Genomic DNA, 20,491 nt, shown 5'->3' with positions numbered 1-20,491 from the left:
GAGCCAGGATCAAACTCTCCAAGAAAGTTGATTAGCTCATTTTGTTACGTTGGCTTCGTTTCATATAGAAACGAATTTTATTGTTTGTTGACGTTTTTGTTTGTTTAGTTTTCAAAGAACAATTTTCAAGAGACAGAATAACAATATACCATGTCACTTTCAATGTGTCAATCGTTTTTTAAATTTCTTTCATCGCCTCGCTGACGACTTTTCATATATTACAGGAGATTAATTGATTGGTCAATACTTTTTTATAAAAAAAAAAAAAACTATTTAACCAAAGGGAAATTCAAAACAAATATAAAATGTTATGGCATAGGACAAGCCAAGGAGTTTGCAATTGTATCCTATCCATAATTGAATATAAAATACTATTATATAAGAAACTCTAGGGGGGATAAAAAAATGAAATACTTTGTAGTCGATGCATTTGCTGAAAAAATTTTTGAAGGTAATCCTGCAGGAGTTTGTGTAATGAAAGAGTGGCTTTCCGACAATTTGATGGAGAAAATCGCTAGCGAAAATAACTTATCAGAAACTGCCTTTGCGGTGAAGGAAGAAGATACTTATCGACTTCGATGGTTTACTCCCGGGGGAGAAATAAACCTTTGCGGGCACGCCACACTCGCCACTGCTTTTATCATTATGAACTATTATGAAAAGGAACTGGACACCGTAAAGTTTGATACATTGAGCGGCATGCTTACCGTAAATAGAAGCGATGATTTGTATGAATTAGATTTTCCTGCTGTACAATCTGAAGAATATCCTATAACGGAACAGATTATCGATGCATTGGGCGTCACGCCAATCGAAGCCTTTATCAACAGAGACTTGGTATTGGTATTAGAGTCAGAAGAAGCTGTAATTAAAGCTACACCGGACTTTGCGAAATTAGAAAAATTACCAGATGCTCTCGGTGTCTGTATCACCGCAAAAGGAAGCGAATATGACTTTGTTTCCAGAGGATTTTTTCCAAAATTAAAAGTAAATGAAGATCCCGTAACAGGTTCTTTGCACTGCTGCTTAGTTCCATATTGGGCAAAAAGATTAGACAAAAGGGAATTGGTGGCCAAACAGGTGTCCAAAAGAGGCGGTACGCTTTACTGCAGACATGAAGGCACACGTGTGAAAATGGCTGGAAGAGCAGCCATTTATTCAATAGCGGAATTAAATCTGGGCTAGTCCAAAGTGACGGTTCTTGTGGTAAGACGCAGCTTCATTTTTAACCGCGTGAACTGTCCCCTTGGTCTTTTAAGGACAAATATCGACCATTTTTCGTATATAACATGTTAAATAATCGTTTGATTAAATAGAAAGAAAGCAGTGCTATGAAAGTATTTTAGTCAGCATGGTACCGAAATATTTGTCGTGAAAATCTTTAGGCATTTTCAAAAAAAGAACAATATTCCCCAGAAAATGACCCCATTCTTTCTATCAAACAGAATTCTACCTTCTTTCCCTTTTTTCAACATTACACAGACGTTTAATTAAAATTGCCTTCAGTCCCTTCTATTCCTGGTATTATTCAATTGAACCTATAAAAAGAACGTCGACGGGCGGCTCTTTTTCCGAAAAAGAATTAGAGCGTCTCAGGGGCGGTTAACAAAAGAAAGCCGGGGGGACGGTTCTCATGGTACAAAAAATCCGCGAGAACCGTCCCCCTTGTTAAAAAGAAAATGGTTTACTTGTAGAATTACTTCACTCCCACCTAGACTTATACATACCTATTGGTTACGATAAATCTAGGAGATAAGTAATACGACCATTGACGGAAGGAATGAATAAATAGATTGAAAGTTTTTAGTAAGTTGTCCGATGGAATATTAGCTCTGCTTATTACCATTGTGATATACGCGGTATTTTTTACGATTGTGTCAATGAGCCCCGGGGATGAAATGAATAATGATTTGATAGCATTTGCAACCTTTATAGCAATGACTTTTTTTATAAACTTTCCTCTCTGTTGGTGGATTGCAAAACGGATCATTAAAGCGAATCGAGTCAAGAATAATTGAATAGGCAGCAAAAAAATAATACCCTCTACCGTTTAGGTGGAGGGTATTATTTTTTTGGGAGAACCAATTTTACAAATTAATAGATAAAATTCCATAGGAATTCCACAAGGACGATGTCCTCTTGAACAACTTCTGGGATCATGAGGGATTCGCTCTTATGGGATGGGGATCAGTTTAAGCACCCGGTCTGATAAATAGACGGAAAAATTTCGCTTAATTCGAAAATAGCATTGAAAATAGCATAAATAGACGGAGAAATTCCGCCTATTGACTCGAAAAACGTGAAAATGGGGGATTTTATTTTGCATAGTCGGAAAACCTCCCCTTATTTACCCCGAAACGAGTTCCATTTTGCACCTAAGCGAAAAATCTCCGCTTATTTTACTTTCGCTGGTTACTTAATTATGAACAGTCCTTATAACCAAAATCCATTCTCTCTTTTCCCACTGTATCTCCACCCCATTTTCTATTTCATTAACTTTTTAACGTCGGTTCTCAAGGTTTTGATAGGTTTCTCTTAAAATGGAAAATATTAGACTATGAATAGATATTGAATATGTAAACGTTTTTTTGTATAATTATACTGGGTTGGATGGTTAATGTGAACATCATCGTATTTAGCGAAGGCGGGGCTAATACAAACAAAAACAAGAGCTTGTTAGCTCTTTTTTTATTGGGATAATTGCTAAGATCTCGGGAAATCCTATTATATTAAACTGAAACTCTCCAACAAATTACCCTATCGCAAAACTAATTAATCATTTGATTAGATGTGCAGCAAAATCTATTATATAAGGAATTTATCTGATTGGTAGGCAAATTTTTTGTCACCTAAAAGCTACCGGGACCTTTCTTATCGTTTCTGATGAGGTAAATGTCAACCACTAGAACCACCCCCCATGGTCTTTCTTAATTAGGTGTTTTTTGTATTTAATAGACATATAATAAAAAAAGAGAAGTGCTGCTAACACTTCTCACTGCAACCTTTACCGTCAGGGTGCTGTTTGTCAAAAAGCATTAATTGTTTTCTCGAGAACCACCCTTTGGCTTATGCCGGCGTCTTTTAAGCACCCTTATCACAATAATCAGTTAAGCATTTTTCGCTATTAATTCATCTGTTTTGATTGAATTTCTAGCTTCTTTCTTCACGGACATTCTAAAGATTAAAGTCATAATGATACTGAGTATTGCCGCACAGGCACAAAAGATAAAGTACCCATTATAACCACCGTTAGGTCCGTAAGTTTTAAACAATACAATATTGACGATAGGCATTAAAATATCTGGTGTATAGCCTATAAAGGATACAACTCCAATCGCCAGACCGAGTATCTTTTCATCTACCTTACAATCTCCAAGTAATGACCAGTAAAGACCTCTAACGGTATAAATCATTAAACCTATCATTACGACTTGGACTTTAAAGTAAATCAGAGGCATCGTTATTGGTAAGCTTGATATAGCAATTAAGAAAGTGGCAGCTAACCCTAAAGCAATCATGAGGATACTGCTCTTCCCAAATTTATCCCCCAAAAATCCGCCTAACAACCCGCCAATCGGCCGCATCCAAAGCATTAATACAGTCACTTCACCAACAGTTGCGGCATCAACTTTTATATTTGTTTGTAAAAATCCACCTTGGTAATATACGGCCCAGGTAACAATATAAGACATAAATATGATGCCGCCTAGCATCCATATGAACTTATTACTGAATAGTTGTTTGAAATCGTTCACATTTATTTTTTTACTGGTTCCTGCCGCTTTAGAAGAAGATTCTTTTTTTATAGAAGATTTGTCTTCTTTAACAAAAAATAAAATGAGGAAAGATACCAAAATTAGTGCAGCAGAGTACATGTAAACCACAAATTGTAAGGCTTCTTTCTTATGACTTAGTGCTGTACTGTCTCCCAAAACGTTTGTAAAAATAAACAATGCTATACTTGCCAATATGGCCTCTATTAATCCGCGGCCACCATCTAAAGCTCCAAAAAATCTTCCTTCTTCTTCCCTTTTAGCGATTAACTTTACTAGTTTTAAATGGGCTGCCCAAAAGGTGAATACGGAAAAAAATCCCCAAATACCAAATATCACCAATACCATTGAATAGCTCGGAACTTGAGCAAACCATAGTCCGGTTAATCCACAGACCAGGAGTGAAATGAATAAAAGTTTCTTTGCTGAAAATCTATCAGCAAGCCAGCCACTTGGAGAATATCCTACGAGATAGGCCACACCCAACACGGAAAATATGCCATTTAATTGTTTAAGTGTTATTCCGTAAACTTCTAAAATCGTCTCTTGATAATTTGTTTTTAAATAGATAAGTGGAAAAATCGATCCTGCTGCTAAAACAATGAGGAAAAACTGAAAATACCTTTTATAATTTTTCTCTGCCACAAAATCACTCTTTTCTTAATTAAAAATGGGATAAGATATTTTTAATATTTCATCTGTGTGAGCTCTTACATTTTTAACAACAGAATTGTTAATTGTATTGTAGAGTTCGTGATTTTTTTGGTCCGGTATAAACGTGTGTTGAGTTTTAACCATTTTACTTGCAGCTTCATTAAAATCTTTGTAAATCGATAAATGCTGGCAGACACAAATCGCAGCCCCTAGACACGCACTACTGCTTCCTGCACGTCTGTGAACTGGCAATCCAAAAAGATCGGCCATAATTTGCATAATCAAATCGCTCTTGGAACCCCCGCCTATGATGACTAAATCGTTTAGCTTTGCATCTATTTCCGCTAGCATATCATCAATATTGTTTTTAATATTAAAAGCAATCGCTTCCAAAATTGAACGGTATATATGGTATTTCGTATGCCTCTGGTCAAAACCGATCATGATACCTTTTCGATATGGTTCTGATGGTGTCGATAACCAGTCCAGGATCGTGATCAGACCGTCACTGCCGACTGAAACATCCTGCGCTTTCCTATTCAAGTATTCCTCTTCCGATACTCCCAGTTTTGCAGCCTCTGTGACGAGTTCTTCACCAATCAGTTTTTTGAACCAACTCACTGTCCACATTCCACGTCTTATTCCATTGGATTCATAAACATATTTAAATGGAATACAGGCGAGTGTTGGAAAGAAATTAACGGCATTTTCCTTATATTCATTTCTTAACAACATGGACGAAATGAAGGTTCCAAGTGAGATCATGATAGTCCCTTCGTCCTTAATTCCGGAGCCTAACGCCTCTACAGCTTTATCATTGGCGGTTGCTACTACCGGTATATCTTGATTAAAACCAAACTCATCAACCAGTTCTTGTCTTAGCGTTCCAAACTTTTCGCCTGGTTTTACAAGATCAAATACCATCCCTCTTTTCAATCCATAGGCCTTAAACACTTCCTCGTCCCGAGACCAATCTAACGTTTCGCGGTCCAGCGGCCAGTGAACCTCATAATTGGCAGCTGTGTCCTTCAATTCCCCAGTCAACCGGAATCCCAGATAACCGGAAGTAGTCGTCACATACTTGACTTGATCATCAGAATGTACATATGGGTTGTTTAGTCTAGAATCCATCCAGCTTATCACCGGATAAGCTAGATGGCCATCTTCCTTTAATAAAACTCGACAACATCTAATTGTACAAAGACCAATTCCGACAATATCTTTAGGATTGCCAGTAAAATTGGCTAGACAATTTTTAATGGCTCCATATACACTGTCCCATAAATCATCATCGGGATGAATGACGACACCCGGTTCAGGGGATAACGTTTCTTTTAATTGAAAGGCTCCAAAGGCCACTTCATTTCCTTCCAAATTATAAATGGCTACTTTTGTACTTTGTGAGCCATTATCTATCCCCATTACATACCCGCTCATATGATCACCGTTACCCTTTAATATATTTCATGCCTTCCTCTTGTGGGAAGATGGTTCCAAAATTCATGATGCCATTCGGGTCAAAAGCTTCTTTTAGTTTTTCCAGCATATTGTAAGCAGAACCATGCTCTTCTTGTGTCCACTCGGTACGATATTTTCCAATACCATGGTGGTGACACATGGAACCGCCTAGCTTTAATGTTTCTTCAATAATAATAGAATGGATTGGATGATGATAAACTCTCATTTCATCCTCTGGCGCACAATTAATATTATAGTTGTATACAAAATACATATTCGTTCCATTCAAATAACTATGGGATGAGTGTCCTCCAAGCATGGTGATATCTTCAATTCTGTCAAACTCTTCCCTAACTCGTTTCATGACATTGTGATAAATCTTTGTAATGTTTTCCCAGTCAGCCGATACTTCCGTTGTAAAACCATCATGCTTATGATGATCAACCATTGTTTGGAATTCACGATCAATGTGTCCCTGTGTCCAATTCAAGTTATTAAACCAATTTTCGATTAATTGGTCATCCACTTTTTCAACGATTCCTTCTTGGAATTTAGAAACCGCTTCTTCAATCGCTTCATTCGTTGCCTTGACAATACCCTCTGGTCCTTCTGTCATAAAAATCAATACACATTTGTCTTTATAGAAATGAGCAAAATGTTGTCTTGCATCTTCTTCAGAATATACGCGGGCAACGGATGGTCTAAAGCCGTTTGTAATAACTTCTCTTAAAACTTTAATACCCGTATCAACATCCTTAATTAAATAACCATGGAAAACATTGTTTTCTGGGTAAAATTTAAATATTTTAACTGTAACTTCTGTTATATAGCATAACGTTCCTTCATTACCGATCACAATATGTCTAATATCTGGTCCGCCAGCTCTTCTTGGAACATTTTTTATTCTAGAAATATGTCCGTTAGGAAATACACACTCTAACCCTACAACCATATCTTCAATTGCACCGTATAAAGTTGAAAATTGCCCAATACTTCTCGTTGCTAATAATCCGCCAAATTGTGCTACTGGTTTTGACTGTGGAGAGTGACCCGTAGTGTAGCCAATTTTTCGTAATTCATCTTCTAGTGTCTGTAGTTTCACACCAGCTTGGACAGTTGCTTGCATATTATATGGATCTATTTTAATGATTTTATTCATTCTTGATCCATCAATTACTAAAGCTGTTTCTTTCCAGTTTTCAAGACCGCCTTCGGTAGCAGTTTTTCCACTTCTAGGAATAACATTGATATTTTTTTTATTACAGAACATAAGAAGTGACTTCACTTCTTCTGCGGAGTGCGGGTATACAATTGCCATAGGCATTGGAACGTCAAGGACCTCTTTAGCTTTCGCATATTTTTTATAACGATCTGCAGATGCATCATAAAGTGCTTCCTGATCGGTATTGATTTGTTCTACTGAAATAATAGACTCTAATTCTTTTAATAATTGTTCTTTAACCATCGTAGTTTCTTCTTTTAATAACTGTTCGTTAGTCATTGCAGCATTTCTCCTTTTATCTATTCTATATTACGTTATCGTACTAAGTATCCACCATCAACATTTACTAGAGTTCCATTTACATAATTGGAAGCGTCTGAAGCTAAATAGACAACTGCACCCATTAAATCTAAGATATTGCCCCATCTATTAGCAGGAATATGGTCTAAAATCCGTTGATTTGCTACAGGATTAGCTCGTGTCTCTGCTGTAACGGCAGTAGCAAAATATCCTGGTGCAATACCGTTAACTTGAATATTGAATTGAGCCAATTCATCACAATATGCTTTTGTAAAACCTGCTAAGCCGTGTTTCGTTGCAGCATATGCGGGTGACCATTGACCCCCAAGGTATGAAAACAAGGAACAAGTATTAATGATTTTCCCGCTTTTTTGTGGAATCATGTACTTTGCCACTTCATGAGATAGTTCAAAACCTGCCGTTAAATTGATCGCGACCATTTTATCCCATTGAAGTCTACTAAACTTCGTCACATCTGGTTCATTGATGCAAATGCCTGCGTTATTCATGAGGATGTCTATTTTTCCAAATGTATCGATGCATTCTTCAGCAATTTTTTGACAAGCACCTTCCTGAGTAACGTCTGCGATCATCAGATGGTAGCGAACGCCTTCCTCTTCGATCATGTTTTTCGTTTCACCATTGTCTTCCGCGATGCTGACGGCAAAAATGTCCGCCCCTGCTTTTGCAAGTGCTAAAGCAAAGCCTTGCCCTAATCCAGAATTTCCTCCAGTTATAATCGCCACTTTTCCTTTTAAGCTAAAGAAATCCATTGAGAAATCTTTTATATCGGTTTTATGAGTATTCATATTTAGCCCTCTTCTTAAATGGTTTTTAATATTTACAAGGTTAATTTACTATAAATATCTCCAGATGTAAACGGATTCTTTAGAAAATTTTCTATTTTTTATAAAATATTTTTTAATTGTGGAAAATTTTCCACTCTGGTATACTTTCATTAAGAACCAATGAGAAGAGAGGGAAAGACCATAAATATTAATTTAAACAAATTAAATGACCTTGAGCTTTCGGTCCATAACCAACTTTCTGAAATTATAAAGGATAATGATCATCTTAAAATATTAGAGGCCGCTGATTATTGTAATGTGTCTCCATCAAAAGTATCAAAACTGGTTAGAAAACTGGGGTTTGAAAATTTTAAACAATACAAGCAGTTTTTTGGAGGGCAGCCAATAAATCTTGAAGACAAAAAATCTTCAAGTGAACTGGAAAGATTAAAACACTTTATCGACAATTTTGACCCTGCATTAGTGGATGAGTTTTTAACTTTTTATAAGAAGTACAATAGGATCGTTCTATTCGGATTAGGTCCATCCTTTATTTGTGTAGAATACTTTGCTTATAAGCTTGCTCTTGTTTCTGGAAAACATATTTTAGTGAGCCAGGGAGAAGATCATGCGAAACATTTGGTGGATGAGGAAACGCTTTTAATTGTTTTTTCCGTAACCGGTAAATTCACTTCTTTTGAAAACCTGTTCAACGAGGTAAAGAATAAAGGGGCTGAAATATTGTTGATTTTGGAGGAATATGACAATTCATCCGCTTTGAAAGCAGATAATGTCTTTTACTTAACCCAATCTGCTCAAAATGAACAATTGCTGCCGTATGAAAAAACCCGCACTGTTTTCTTTATTTTTATCGAAGAAATTATTGCAAAATTAATGACAGAAAGAGATACATTAAAAAAAGATGAATCAAAAGAACAGACCGCCTGGTGAACAGACGGTCTGTTTTCTTATACCCATATACTGTCAGACGAATCCACTAGTTCTTTCTGTTTTTGACAAAATCCTTTAAAGCATAAGAACCGTCGGACGGTCCTCATGGCTCAAAAAAGCCGTGAGAACAGTCCCCATGGTCACACCAAAATCAACTCAACTTAATCCCCATAAATTTTACATCAGTCATTTCCTCAATCGCTGAAGCGACGCCTTCCCGACCGATGCCGCTCAACTTTACCCCGCCATATGGATAATTGTCCTGTCTGACTGTCGAGATTTCATTGATCCATACCCCACCAGTTTCTAGAGCATCAAAGAATCGGAAAGCTCGGTTTATATTAGTGGTGAATACGCCTGCCTGCAGCCCATAATCGGAATCGTTTGCAGCGGCTATCACTTCTTCCTCAGTTTCAAAAGGAATCACCGTTACTAACGGCGCGAATACCTCTTGACACACCACCTTCATGGAGGGCTGCACATCCACTAACACGGCCGGGTGGAGTAGTGCTCCTTGCCGCTGCCCGCCTGCTAATACCTTCGCACCTTCGCTGACAGCCTCTTGAATCCAGGCTTCAACCCGAATCGCAGCCTCTTCCGTAATCAGCGGGCCCACATCCGTTGTTTCCAACACAGGATCTCCCACCTGCAGATTTTTTACCAATGGCACCAATTTATCTAAAAACGGACCATAGATATCCTGATGGATATAAATCCTTTGAACAGAGATGCAGGCCTGCCCGGCAAATCCGAACCCACCTTTCACCATTCCTGCAACCGCAGCATCTAAGTCAGCATCCGGAAACACGATGTTCGGAGCATTTGACCCTAATTCAAGAGTGACTTTTCGGTTCCCCGCCATTTCTTTGATTTTATATCCAACCGGACCGCTTCCGGTAAAGGTCACTTTTTTGACATAAGGGTGAGTTACCAATACAGGCACAAGATCAGCACCAAATCCGTTCACCACATTGACGGCCCCTGCAGGCAGGCCCGCCTCCTCCATTAATCGAACCAATTTCATCGCTGACAAAGGGGTTTTTTCGGCTGGTTTCAACACCACCGTACATCCTGCCGCGATTGCCGTGGCAAGCTTATGCAGCACAAGGTTGAGTGGGAAGTTAAACGGGGTAATAGCCGCTACCACGCCAACCGGAACACGTTTAGCAAAACCGATTCGTCCTTCTCCTCCGACCGCTGAATCCATCTTGATCAATTCTCCATCGTTTCGCTTCGCTTCCTCACTTGCAAAACGTAGAACCTGAATGGCTCGCCCTACTTCCCCCTGTGCATCACGAATCGGTTTACCCGCTTCCTGACATAGAAGCTGGGCAAATTCTCCACCTTTACTTTCCAACAAGTCCGCCGATTTCCGAAGAATGGTAGATCGCTCATGGGCAGGCATCTTCTTCATCGTTTTTTCAAAAACCTGCCCCGCCGTTTCAATCGCCAAGAGCAAATCTTCCTCGGTAGCGAAATCAACACTTCCTACTACTTCACCGTTATAAGGACTACGAACCTCGTACCCGGCACGACCGTTTCCTTTATACTCCTTCCCATTAATCAAGTTTCCAATGTTCAACACCATACCATCCACTCCCTAATGCTCTACTTTTTGAAGAAATTCCCGTGTTCGGTTATGTTTCGGGGTATGGAAAAACTCTTTCGGCGGCCCTTCCTCAACGATGACCCCATCGTCCATAAAAATAACCCGATCGCCAACCTCTTCTGCAAATCTCATTTCATGTGTGACTAATACCATCGTCATTCCTTCGTTTGCCAACTCACGAATGACATTTAAAACCTCACCTACAAGTTCAGGATCGAGTGCAGATGTTGCTTCGTCAAACAGCATAGCTTTCGGTTCCATCGCCAGAGCTCTTGCGATGGCAACACGCTGCTGCTGCCCGCCTGATAATTGACTTGGATAATGATCCATCCGTTCCGCTAATCCTACTTTACGTAGATATTTTTCGGCAGTTTCCCGTGCCGCTTCTTTAGATTTTTTCCGGATTTTAATTTGAGCAGCCATCACATTTTCGAGTGCTGTCATGGTTGGGAATAAGTTAAACCGTTGAAAAACCATTCCCACTTCAGTCCGCAGCGACGCCACATGTTTCTCATTAAACTTTTCACCCGGTTTAATAAAATAATCACCATGCACCTTTACAGTTCCACCAGTCGGGATTTCTAAAAAGTTAAGACAGCGAAGTAAGGTGGACTTTCCTGATCCAGATGGCCCGATGATGACCACCTTTTCTCCTGGTTTGATTTCCAAATCAATTCCTTTTAAAATTTCATTGGAGCCGAAGGATTTTCGCAGTTGGTTCACTTCAATGATTGCGTTAGACATGACGACCTAATCTCCTCTCCATCACTCTCACTAATTGAGCCATTGGCAAGCTTAAAACTAAATAGGCTAACGCTAAAAGCGTATAGGATTCAATGGTTAAGAATGTTTGAGAAGCATAAGTTTGGGTTCTTAGCAATAGTTCACTCACCGTAATAAAGGCAAGAAGCGAGGTATCCTTCACCATCATGATGATGTAGTTGCCGAAGGTCGGTAACGCAATTCGGCTGGCCTGTGGAATAATAATGGACCACATCGCCTGCTTATTCGTATACCCGAGGGCCAAAGCAGCTTCTGTTTGTCCGCGGTCAATAGCGGTAATAGCCGAGCGAATAACTTCCGATAAATAAGCCCCGTAATTCACTCCCAATGCAAGAGTTCCTGCAATGAAGGCATCAAAATTCAATTGATATCCTGGAATCCAAAATTGAACCACTGCAGAGATGAGCAACGGAACAACATAATACATATACACAACTTGGACAAGCAAAGGAGTTCCTCGAATAATTTCAAGAAAAAGCACCAACAATCGATTTAGCCAGCTGATTTTTGAAATTCTCCCTAAAGCAATCAACGTACCAAGTACTAATGCCAGGATGAAACCGCATATGGTAGCTCCAAGCACGGTCCCCATCGCATGTAACAATTCTGGATACAGGTCTTTAAAGGCTGTTGCAAAATCTAAACTTTTTAAGATGTCCATATGTATCCCCCTTTATAAAAAAAGATAGGAGAGCCTAAGGAAAGAGCTCTCCATGAAAAACTGCTTACTTTCCAGCAGGCACGAAGTTATCTTCGTTTAATCCATATTTTTTCAAAACGTCAAGGACGAACCCTTCTTCCTTAAGCTTATCTAATTCTTTATTGAAGGCTTCCAACAGATCTTTATCTGACTTACGGACAGCTGCTCCGATATTTCCTGCCGCTTCCGCTTTATAAGGAGAAACTAATTTTAAATTCAAGGTTTTGTCATTCGTGATACTATAGCCAGCTACTGCACTATCTGTGATACAAGCATCAATTTTTTTGGTATTTACAGCAAGAAGCAGTTCTGACTGTGAATTAAACACCTTTACTTCTTTAATCTTGCCTTCTTTTTGAAGCTTTTGAGCAAACTCAAGGAATGCTGTCCCTTTTTGTCCGCCAACAACCTTCTCTTTTAAATCATCCAGTCCTTTGATAGGAGAATCTTTTAAAACAACCAGCGCTTCCCCTTCGGTGTACCAAATATTCGTGAAGTCCGCAATTTTCTGACGTTCCGGCTTGATATACATTCCATCTGTTACCATATCCACGCCTTTGTTGTTTAGCTCAAGCAGAAGGTTTTCAAACTTTACCTCTTTCATTTCAACTTTCGGAATGCCTAAGCGTTTGGCGACTTCTGTAATAATTTCAGCATCAATACCCGCAAACTTCTTCGTATCCTTATCAATATAGGCAAATGGAACGTCGTTGGATGAAGCGACAACAAGCACACCTTTTTCTTTTGCTTTTTCTAATGTACTTGTGGCAGATTTGCTGTCACCTTTTGAATCACTAGCATTTCCACTTGTCGTCTTTTCGCCGCCGCAGCCGGCTAATAGAATAAGAGAAAGAAGAGTGAGCAAAAACATTTTAGTGAATGGTTTCATCGTAATTCCTCCATAAAATTTATTTTTTATTCAATATCCAGTTTTCCGCTCCATCTGATATTGGCTGAGCGAAGATGACCAATCAGCCCTTCTTGGCCTGATTGCCGAACACAATGAGGTGCAAGTACTTCAACACCTTCTTGTTTGATAAACTGATAGGTTACTACTTTTAAAAACGTCCCCACCCATACGCCGCCTGTATATTTGGCAGCAGCGCGAGTAGGCAGAATATGATTCGTTCCACACACTTTGTCTGCATAGACAACAGAAGAAAGTCCACCTAAAAATAGAGATCCGTAATTAATGAATCGGTCTTTAATGTCATAAGCATTGATGGTTTGGACATGGAGATGTTCTGGTGCCCAATCATTCACAATCGAGATGGCTTCTTCTAAGCTATCCGCAAGGAATACTTGTCCCCATCGATCCCATGAGGCGCGGGCGACTTCGGCAGTCGGCAGGGTTTTAAGTTGTTCTTCGATTTCACGAAGAACGGCCATCCCGAAATTTCGATCGGTGGTCACTAAGGCCACCCGGGCATTGACATCGTGTTCCGCTTGGGCGAGTAAATCGGAAGCAACATATACCGGATCGGCAAATTGATCAGCAACTACTAGCACTTCACTTGGGCCGGCTAACAAATCAATACCGACCTGACCATGAACCTGACGTTTTGCTTCGGTGACAAACACGTTACCCGGTCCAGTAATTTTATGAACCGGACCAATAGATTCTGTTCCATAAGCAAGAGCGGCAATCGCTTGAGCTCCTCCAACACGGTAGATTTCATCCGCTCCAGATAAGTGGGCCGCAGCAAGTACCGCCGGATGGACTTCTCCCGTTTTGGTTGGCGGTGTACATACTTTCACGTTTGATACGCCCGCGACTTTAGCGGGGATAATCGCCATCTGTGCAGAAGATAACAGTGGATATCGTCCTCCAGGAACATAGGCTCCCACGGTTTCAATTGGAATGACCCGTTGTCCCAAATAAACTCCCGGAATCATTTCTTGCTCAAATTCTGTGAGTGTTCGGCGCTGGGCCTCAGCAAAGGCTTTAATCCGCTCTACCGAAAATTGAAGGTCCTCAATCAACGTCTGCGGCAATTGGGATAAGGCTTCCTGAATATCCTTCTCTTGGACACGCAGTTCCTCGATATCCACCCCGTCAAACTGTCTAAGATAGGCTTTAAGGGCGGCATCCCCTTCTTGACGAACCCGTTGAATAATAGAAGAAACGGCTTCTTCCACTCGAACTTTTTCGCCGCCCTGCTGCGGCAATTGTTTTAACATTTCCATGAACTATTCTCCCTTTTAAGCATTTACTGGTTGAACCAGCACTTCTTTAATGGAGGCTTCGAGCACATCCAAACCTTCAGCCAGCTGTTCATCTGTTACAACGAGTGGCACTAAAACTCGTAAACAATTCGAGTAAAGTCCGGCACTGAGAAGAATGAGTCCTTTTTGTTGAGCCACTGCAACAATCTTAGCGGTAGATTCTTTATCAGGCTCCTTCGTTACAGGATCTTTGACGAGTTCAATCGCAACCATGGAACCTAAGCCGCGAACATCCCCAATTTGCGGATATTGGGCTTGCCAGCTCTTAAACCGGTCCGTTAAAACCTGTCCGATTTTTTGGGATCTCTCTACTAAGCCTTCGTTTTCAATGATTTTAATCACTTCAAGTGCAGCCACACAGCCAAGCGGGCTTCCACCATAGGTACCCCCGATTTCACCTGGTGCCGGCGCATCCATCATTTCAGAACGTCCGACAACCGCAGAAATCGGCAGTCCGGCTCCTAAGGATTTGGATAACGTCATTAGATCCGGCACGACTCCAAATTGCTCAATCGCGAACATCGAGCCGGTACGAGCAAAACCGGTTTGAATTTCATCGGCGATAAAAAGGATGCCGTATTTTTCACAAATTTTCTTGAGTCCCTGTATGAACGTTTTAGAAGGAACGATAAATCCTCCTTCCCCTTGAACAGGTTCAATAATCACAGCAGCAATTTCTTCCGTTGGCGCTTCAGCCAAGAAAAACGTTTCTAATTGTTGTAATAGTTCTTGATCCAGCAGCTCCTCTGTCATCCCTTCTGGTTTACGGAAATAATAAGGATAACCCGCTCGGTAAGTCTCAGGGGCAAACGGTCCAAATTGATACTTATAAGGCTTTACTTTACTTGTTAACGACATGGCTAGCAGCGTCCGACCATGAAAACCGCGTTCAAAGGAGATAATCCCTTTACGCCCAGTGTACTTACGAGCGATTTTAATAGCATTTTCAACCGCTTCCGCTCCGCTGTTTGCAAAAAAAGCTTTCTTAGCATGATCTCCAGGTGTAATCCGGACTAACTCTTCTGCCAAGGCTACATAGGGTTCATACATCATGACGTTAAAGCAGGTATGAATATACCTATCTAGCTGATTTTTTAATGCTTGGACAACACGTGCTGGACTATGGCCAACGTTTAAGGTTCCGATTGCCCCGGCAAAATCGATATATGTATTTCCGTCAACATCGGTTAACAGGGCCCCTTCACCACTTTCTGCGAAGGACAAAACCGTATTCGACGGGCCGCGGGCAACTACTTGCTCCTTTCGTTTTAACAACTCTTGGGCCTTAGGACCAGGCACGGTCGTTTTCATGTTAATAGACGGCATATTGTATCCTCCAAACGTGTACAATAATTGTATACAATCAACCCTATTAAAAAATTACTAGGGAGTGTACCGAGTAATAATTTGATCAATGGTTAATGTGTGATTTTGCTTTTTCGTGAAGTCAATATCGCCGATGATGAAAGGAATGTGATCTTTAGTAAGCTGCTTTGCAAGGATGGCGTCTCTTTGATGGATGGCTTCATACAAGTCCCGATGCTGATGATTGGATTGAGTGTTATTCGCATCGGAAACGTCATAGAATATGAGAATGATGTGGGTTAAGGAAAGGATTTCCCGCAAATATTGGATAAGGTACGGATTCTTACAAGCATCAATCACGGCAAGATGGAAGGATTGAATTGCCTGCAAGGCAAGTTGCGGTTCATTTTGTTGGTAAAACTGTTTCTCCTGCTCTAAAAAGAAGTTCATCTTTTCGAGGTCAGAAGGAGTTGCTTGAAGCGCGGCTAAATAGGCTGCTTCAGGTTCTAAAATCTGACGAAGAAAAAAGATTTGCTCCGCTTCTTCAGGCGTAGGACAATAAACAAATGCTCCCCGATTGGGAATAAAACGAACCAATGATTCATACTTCAGCCGGGAAAGCACCGACCGAATGGGGGTTCGACTCACTCCAAATGCTTCGGCAAGGGACGACTCTACTAATTGCGTTCCCGGAGGAAGCTCTGCATTAAAAATGGCACTACGCAAGATTTGATAAATCTGCTTTTCCCCCATTTTTGTGTGTGACAAACAAGCACCTCCTCTAGTACTCTATAATGGTATTGTAAGAACAATATTCAAAATAGTCAATATTTTTATAATATTATGTCAAATACACGCAAAAGTGGCGGTTCTTGTGCCAAGGGACGGTTCTCCTGGTTCAAATGAGACTACTTTGGACCAGAGGAACCGTCCGGGACCTGTGAAAATGTCTCTTTAAATCCATAAAAATAAATGGACACCATCGGTGACCACATTTTTCATATATTCCATCTATCCAATCAAAAACATTACATTTTCTAAAATCTAATAGATTCATTTGCAAATTGATATCGACAATTACCTTCCCCACACGAACTATCACTTTTCTGTACCTCTTGCTTTATACAAAGGGTGGAACAACGATTGAATCTCGTGATTTCCAGACATGAAGATCATTCCGACGATAAGGAGACAGATATCATGGCAAAAAATACTGGTGATGGATACCGTAAAGGGGCAGTAAGGACCGTTCACAAACATATAATCCTAAAACTGAAATTTGGACTAAACGAGTGGAAGATGGGCGATTTATTGGAGGCAAAAAGGATGGGACTCTAGTTAAGGGAGCTCGTAAGGAAAACTAAAACATTTACCTCGCGGTCATTTATTGCTCGAGGTATTTTTATATTCATTTTCATTTACAAGCTATCTGATTGTCGAGTATTCTAAACCTCTTAATTCGCTAGTAAAATGTATGACTTGCTGTTCGTTTTTTGGCTTGAATTATTTTTAATGTCATTTTCCCATTCCTCTTTATCCTTAATTTGTATTTCAATGCTATCCAACATCAATAAATAAGTTTGGTATTGAATGATGTTGGGCAGTGAATTTTTTATTCATAGACAGGTGCTGCAGCAACCCTTGACTTGATTGACAACTTGATTCATTGACTCCCATGCTAGTTTCACTCTTTAGGTTGTAGGTCATCTTAACCTCCTGTTATTATTTTTTCTGCTTATTTGATACGTGTAGTTCTAACAATGGTGCTTATACTAGGACCAAGCAGGATCTTTTAAACTGATATATACCGTTTTAACGGTTAACGTATCACCTTTTATTTCTGCGATGTATTCAAGATCACCAGTATTTAAACTTTCCTTTCTTGAATACGGGCCATTAATAATCGTTACATAGCTGCTTTTAATCCTAATATCTTTTGTGATATGGTCAATAACTTCTTCTTCCGGTACATCCTTTACTCTTTCCTGGTACCTTTCGACTGCATGATCTGTGACTACAATAGACTTGATGGTTCTCCAATCCATTATTTCCTCCTGATATCAACACCTCCAACATAATAATTCAATACCAAACTTATCCTCAGTATGAACCGTTTTTCAGCAGTCCAATCTCCTAATAGAAACACTTTCATCGACAAATATCGAGCGGTGACAGTACCGAAACCCAACGGTACCGCCTGATTTAAAAAAGCCATGAGAACATCCCCCATGGTCTATTCTTATGGTCTACCTGTTCTAAATAGTTATTAATTTTCCTTTTATTGGGTAAATTAAACTAATTAAAAAAGGAAGGTGGCAAAAAGGTGCATCTTGGATATGCGTTGCTATTCTTGCTTGCGGCTATTAAATGGGGGGATTGGCGGAATTGGCGAATTTATTATCCTACGATTTTGTTTTTTATTGGTGGTGACCTATTAAAGAATGCGTTACTTCATAATCATCGAATGTGGGAATATCATGAAGCGATATTTGGGGAAAAGATTTTCTTTGGACATCTAATCATTAATCTTTTAGTAATGGCTATCGTCTACCCGTCTATAATCTTAATCTATCTTGGAAAATATCCCCGCTCTAAATGGAAGCAGGTTACCTGGATTGGCTTTTGGGTATTTATTCTTATGACCATTGAATATTTCAACCTCCGCTTCGACCTAATCCATCATTATTACGGTTGGAATATGTGGTGGTCCTTGGCGTTCGATGTCGTCATGTTCACTATACTTCGGGTCCATCATATAAAACCATTATTAGCATGGGCCTTTTCAATTATTTGGCTTCTGTTCTTATGGAATGTATTTAATATACCCATTACTCATCTGAAATAAGGAGAAACAATGATTTTAGCGATAATTTTATCCATAACCTTATTACTTTTAATTTCTTTATGTGTTACTTCAAGAAGAATTCATTTATTTGAGACTTTCTTCCTTTGGCTCATCCAAACGTTACTCATTCAAAGCCTATCCTGGATTATTTTAGTGAATCTTGAATGGATGACGGTGTCAACGGAGTTAGATAAATATTGGTCCCATTTTTTGATTCAGCTGATCCTTTGTCCCCTCCTTATCATTTACTTTTTTGATTTTTCGGTAGCCATTCATAAGAGCGTACTTAGATACTGCTCCCTATTATTGGCTGTTCTTCTCTTAACTTTAGTCGATTATGGTTTAATATTTTTAGGTATCCTTCATAACCATGATTGGAAAGTTGGGTATTCAGTTGTTGAATGGATTTTCACCATTTCCATCACATACTTTTTTTGGCAGTGGTACAGAAGAAAATTTTTTATAAAGGAGCCAACTTAAAACATGCTTTTGTTTCCAAAACACTTTGATGAAAATGAATGGTTTATCATCATAGCTGCCCTCTTAAGCCCACTAATATGGAAACTGCCTAAAAGAATTCCTACAGAGATTACAGTTATCATTATATTATTAGGTATGGCGATACCTAAGGTAATTGATAATGCGATAGCATCCATATCCCCTTATGATTTATATCGCTTAACGGATACAGAAAAATACGAAATATTTGATGTTATTTTAGATATGGTCTATCTTCCATTTGGTTATTTATGCGTATATTTTTATGATAAACTTCATCCAAAAGGCATTAAAATTGTCCTTTATATTCTAACTTGGGCGATATTTTCTGTCGGTTTTGAATTTATTGCGGTCAAGTTCCATGTATTTAACTATCATGGTTGGAAATTAATTTACTCTTTTCCCACTTATATAGTCGTTATTTCCGGAATCCTCTGCTTTTATAGGTTCTTGCTTTCCTACTACAAGAAGAACCCTAGTAAATTAAATGGTTCTACTCAATGAGCTATATACAGGCAAAAAAATAGACTCACTCTAATATTCATTAAGTGAGTCTATTTAATATGCAATGGTAAAATTACTGTTTACCAAGGAACAATCTCAAGTCTTGGCCACTTATCTTTCCATTTGCTAGCTTTATTTTCAAAAATTTCTCTGGTCACCATTAGCTTATTAGGTCGAATCACCATTGAAAATAAATCATCCAATTGGTAAGGTGCATAAATTTTGTATACTTCATTTTGCTCTTTTCTTATTCCTATAGCTGTTGCAGTAGTCGGCCAGCTATCTATTGCTGCTTCAAGTGAAAGGTAAGGTTTAATTGCAAAACCAAACTTGCTCTCATACCACAGATGCACCCTTGCCTGATTTTTTACGTCTAACCTAAATGGAAAATCTCCAAGTTGACATTTCAAAATTTCTTTAAGTTCCTTCTCACCTTCGGGTTTCATGTCGCGAAGGTCATAATAAACAATATCGACGTCTGAAATACCATATTCGAGAGGATAACCAGAGATGTCATTCCAAACAGTGTTTGTGACACATCCTGCACCAACATAGTAGTCAAAAGGCAGATTTAATTCTTTTAGCACCTGTAAAATTCTAGTTAATGGTTCACTCTTCGATACGGTCTTTACTAATAGATTTTCATATACATTCATAGTTATTCTCCCTAGTCTTTATATACCTCCAAATTAATCGGCTATGAAAAATAGAAAGTTATTAAAATTGTACCCGTTTCCTTGAACCCACATCATTCTATACCTTTCCATATTTCCCCTACATACTCAAACGATAATTGAGTCTAATTGCGCAACATATTGCATGATTTTTATCTTCCTTACAAAAAAACGCCCCCGATGAAGTGAACCCCTTAAGTT

The 20,491-nt window shown here is 39.2% G+C and carries 18 protein-coding genes; 5 read left to right on the top strand and 13 right to left on the bottom strand.

Annotated features, from left to right (window positions below; translation table 11 throughout):
• The first annotated feature begins 405 nt into the window (after positions 1–405).
• Positions 406–1,185: a PhzF family phenazine biosynthesis protein gene (locus ABES02_RS26775; protein WP_430140805.1), complete on the top strand. Its 780-nt coding sequence runs from the start codon at positions 406–408 to the stop codon at positions 1,183–1,185.
• A 1,922-nt stretch (positions 1,186–3,107) separates the two neighbouring features.
• Here the strand turns inward: ABES02_RS26775 and ABES02_RS26770 are convergent.
• Genes ABES02_RS26770 through ABES02_RS26755 form a run of 4 tightly spaced genes read right to left on the bottom strand, consistent with a single transcriptional unit; the run spans position 3,108 to position 8,216 of the window.
• Positions 3,108–4,418, bottom strand: coding sequence for an MFS transporter (locus tag ABES02_RS26770; RefSeq protein WP_430140803.1), 1,311 nt, complete (start codon positions 4,416–4,418; stop codon positions 3,108–3,110).
• A gap of 15 nt (positions 4,419–4,433) precedes the next feature.
• The gene (locus tag ABES02_RS26765; RefSeq protein WP_430140801.1) at positions 4,434–5,849 is read right to left on the bottom strand and encodes an FGGY-family carbohydrate kinase; all 1,416 of its coding nucleotides are present in this window, start codon (positions 5,847–5,849) and stop codon (positions 4,434–4,436) included.
• Between the two features lie 25 nt (positions 5,850–5,874).
• Positions 5,875–7,386 (bottom strand): FAD-binding oxidoreductase, encoded by a 1,512-nt coding sequence (locus ABES02_RS26760; protein ID WP_430140800.1) that lies wholly within the window; start codon positions 7,384–7,386, stop codon positions 5,875–5,877.
• A gap of 35 nt (positions 7,387–7,421) precedes the next feature.
• Positions 7,422–8,216, bottom strand: coding sequence for an SDR family oxidoreductase (locus ABES02_RS26755; protein WP_430140798.1), 795 nt, complete (start codon positions 8,214–8,216; stop codon positions 7,422–7,424).
• A 159-nt stretch (positions 8,217–8,375) separates the two neighbouring features.
• Between ABES02_RS26755 and ABES02_RS26750 the strand changes: the two genes are divergently transcribed.
• Complete coding sequence (locus ABES02_RS26750) at positions 8,376–9,146, top strand: MurR/RpiR family transcriptional regulator (protein ID WP_430140797.1); 771 nt, start codon at positions 8,376–8,378, stop codon at positions 9,144–9,146.
• 151 nt (positions 9,147–9,297) lie between these two features.
• Here ABES02_RS26750 and ABES02_RS26745 read toward each other — a convergent pair whose 3' ends face one another.
• The 7 genes from ABES02_RS26745 to ABES02_RS26715 all read right to left on the bottom strand — a co-directional run bounded on the left by ABES02_RS26745 (position 9,298) and on the right by ABES02_RS26715 (position 16,537).
• Positions 9,298–10,734, bottom strand: coding sequence for an aldehyde dehydrogenase family protein (locus ABES02_RS26745; protein WP_430140796.1), 1,437 nt, complete (start codon positions 10,732–10,734; stop codon positions 9,298–9,300).
• A gap of 12 nt (positions 10,735–10,746) precedes the next feature.
• A complete protein-coding gene (locus ABES02_RS26740) occupies positions 10,747–11,499 on the bottom strand; it encodes an amino acid ABC transporter ATP-binding protein (RefSeq protein WP_430140795.1) in 753 nt (250 codons plus the stop codon).
• Positions 11,492–12,199 carry an amino acid ABC transporter permease gene (locus tag ABES02_RS26735; RefSeq protein ID WP_430140793.1) on the bottom strand — a complete coding sequence of 236 codons (708 nt, stop codon included), beginning with the start codon at positions 12,197–12,199 and terminating at the stop codon, positions 11,492–11,494. Before ABES02_RS26735 ends, ABES02_RS26740 begins: the two co-directional genes overlap by 8 nt.
• A gap of 64 nt (positions 12,200–12,263) precedes the next feature.
• Entirely contained in the window at positions 12,264–13,127 is an 864-nt protein-coding gene (locus tag ABES02_RS26730; protein ID WP_430140791.1) for an ABC transporter substrate-binding protein, read from the bottom strand.
• Positions 13,128–13,153: 26 nt separating this feature from the next.
• Positions 13,154–14,425, bottom strand: coding sequence for a histidinol dehydrogenase (gene hisD, locus ABES02_RS26725; RefSeq protein ID WP_430140789.1), 1,272 nt, complete (start codon positions 14,423–14,425; stop codon positions 13,154–13,156).
• A gap of 15 nt (positions 14,426–14,440) precedes the next feature.
• Complete coding sequence (gabT, locus tag ABES02_RS26720) at positions 14,441–15,790, bottom strand: 4-aminobutyrate--2-oxoglutarate transaminase (protein ID WP_430140787.1); 1,350 nt, start codon at positions 15,788–15,790, stop codon at positions 14,441–14,443.
• Between the two features lie 57 nt (positions 15,791–15,847).
• The gene (locus ABES02_RS26715; RefSeq protein WP_430140786.1) at positions 15,848–16,537 is read right to left on the bottom strand and encodes a GntR family transcriptional regulator; all 690 of its coding nucleotides are present in this window, start codon (positions 16,535–16,537) and stop codon (positions 15,848–15,850) included.
• Positions 16,538–16,912: 375 nt separating this feature from the next.
• On the opposite strand from ABES02_RS26715, the gene ABES02_RS26710 reads away from it, so the two are divergent.
• Positions 16,913–17,107: a hypothetical protein gene (locus ABES02_RS26710; protein ID WP_430140785.1), complete on the top strand. Its 195-nt coding sequence runs from the start codon at positions 16,913–16,915 to the stop codon at positions 17,105–17,107.
• Positions 17,108–17,541: 434 nt separating this feature from the next.
• Here the strand turns inward: ABES02_RS26710 and ABES02_RS26705 are convergent, their stop codons facing one another.
• Positions 17,542–17,814, bottom strand: a complete 273-nt coding sequence (locus tag ABES02_RS26705) for a hypothetical protein (RefSeq protein ID WP_430140784.1) — start codon at positions 17,812–17,814, stop codon at positions 17,542–17,544.
• A 278-nt stretch (positions 17,815–18,092) separates the two neighbouring features.
• Between ABES02_RS26705 and ABES02_RS26700 the strand changes: the two genes are divergently transcribed.
• Both ABES02_RS26700 and ABES02_RS26695 read left to right on the top strand, forming a co-directional pair.
• Entirely contained in the window at positions 18,093–18,614 is a 522-nt protein-coding gene (locus ABES02_RS26700; RefSeq protein ID WP_430140783.1) for a CBO0543 family protein, read from the top strand.
• A gap of 483 nt (positions 18,615–19,097) precedes the next feature.
• Positions 19,098–19,616 carry a hypothetical protein gene (locus tag ABES02_RS26695; RefSeq protein WP_430140782.1) on the top strand — a complete coding sequence of 173 codons (519 nt, stop codon included), beginning with the start codon at positions 19,098–19,100 and terminating at the stop codon, positions 19,614–19,616.
• An 80-nt stretch (positions 19,617–19,696) separates the two neighbouring features.
• Here the strand turns inward: ABES02_RS26695 and ABES02_RS26690 are convergent, their stop codons facing one another.
• Positions 19,697–20,272 carry a nucleotidyltransferase family protein gene (locus ABES02_RS26690; RefSeq protein ID WP_430140781.1) on the bottom strand — a complete coding sequence of 192 codons (576 nt, stop codon included), beginning with the start codon at positions 20,270–20,272 and terminating at the stop codon, positions 19,697–19,699.
• Positions 20,273–20,491: the final 219 nt, after the last annotated feature.

Origin of the sequence: Neobacillus pocheonensis, assembly GCF_050477905.1 — a bacterium.
GTDB lineage: Bacteria > Bacillota > Bacilli > Bacillales > Cytobacillaceae > Neobacillus > Neobacillus pocheonensis_A.
The sequence above is the reverse complement of the archived record's forward strand: the minus strand, read 5'-3'. Positions and strand labels throughout refer to the sequence as shown.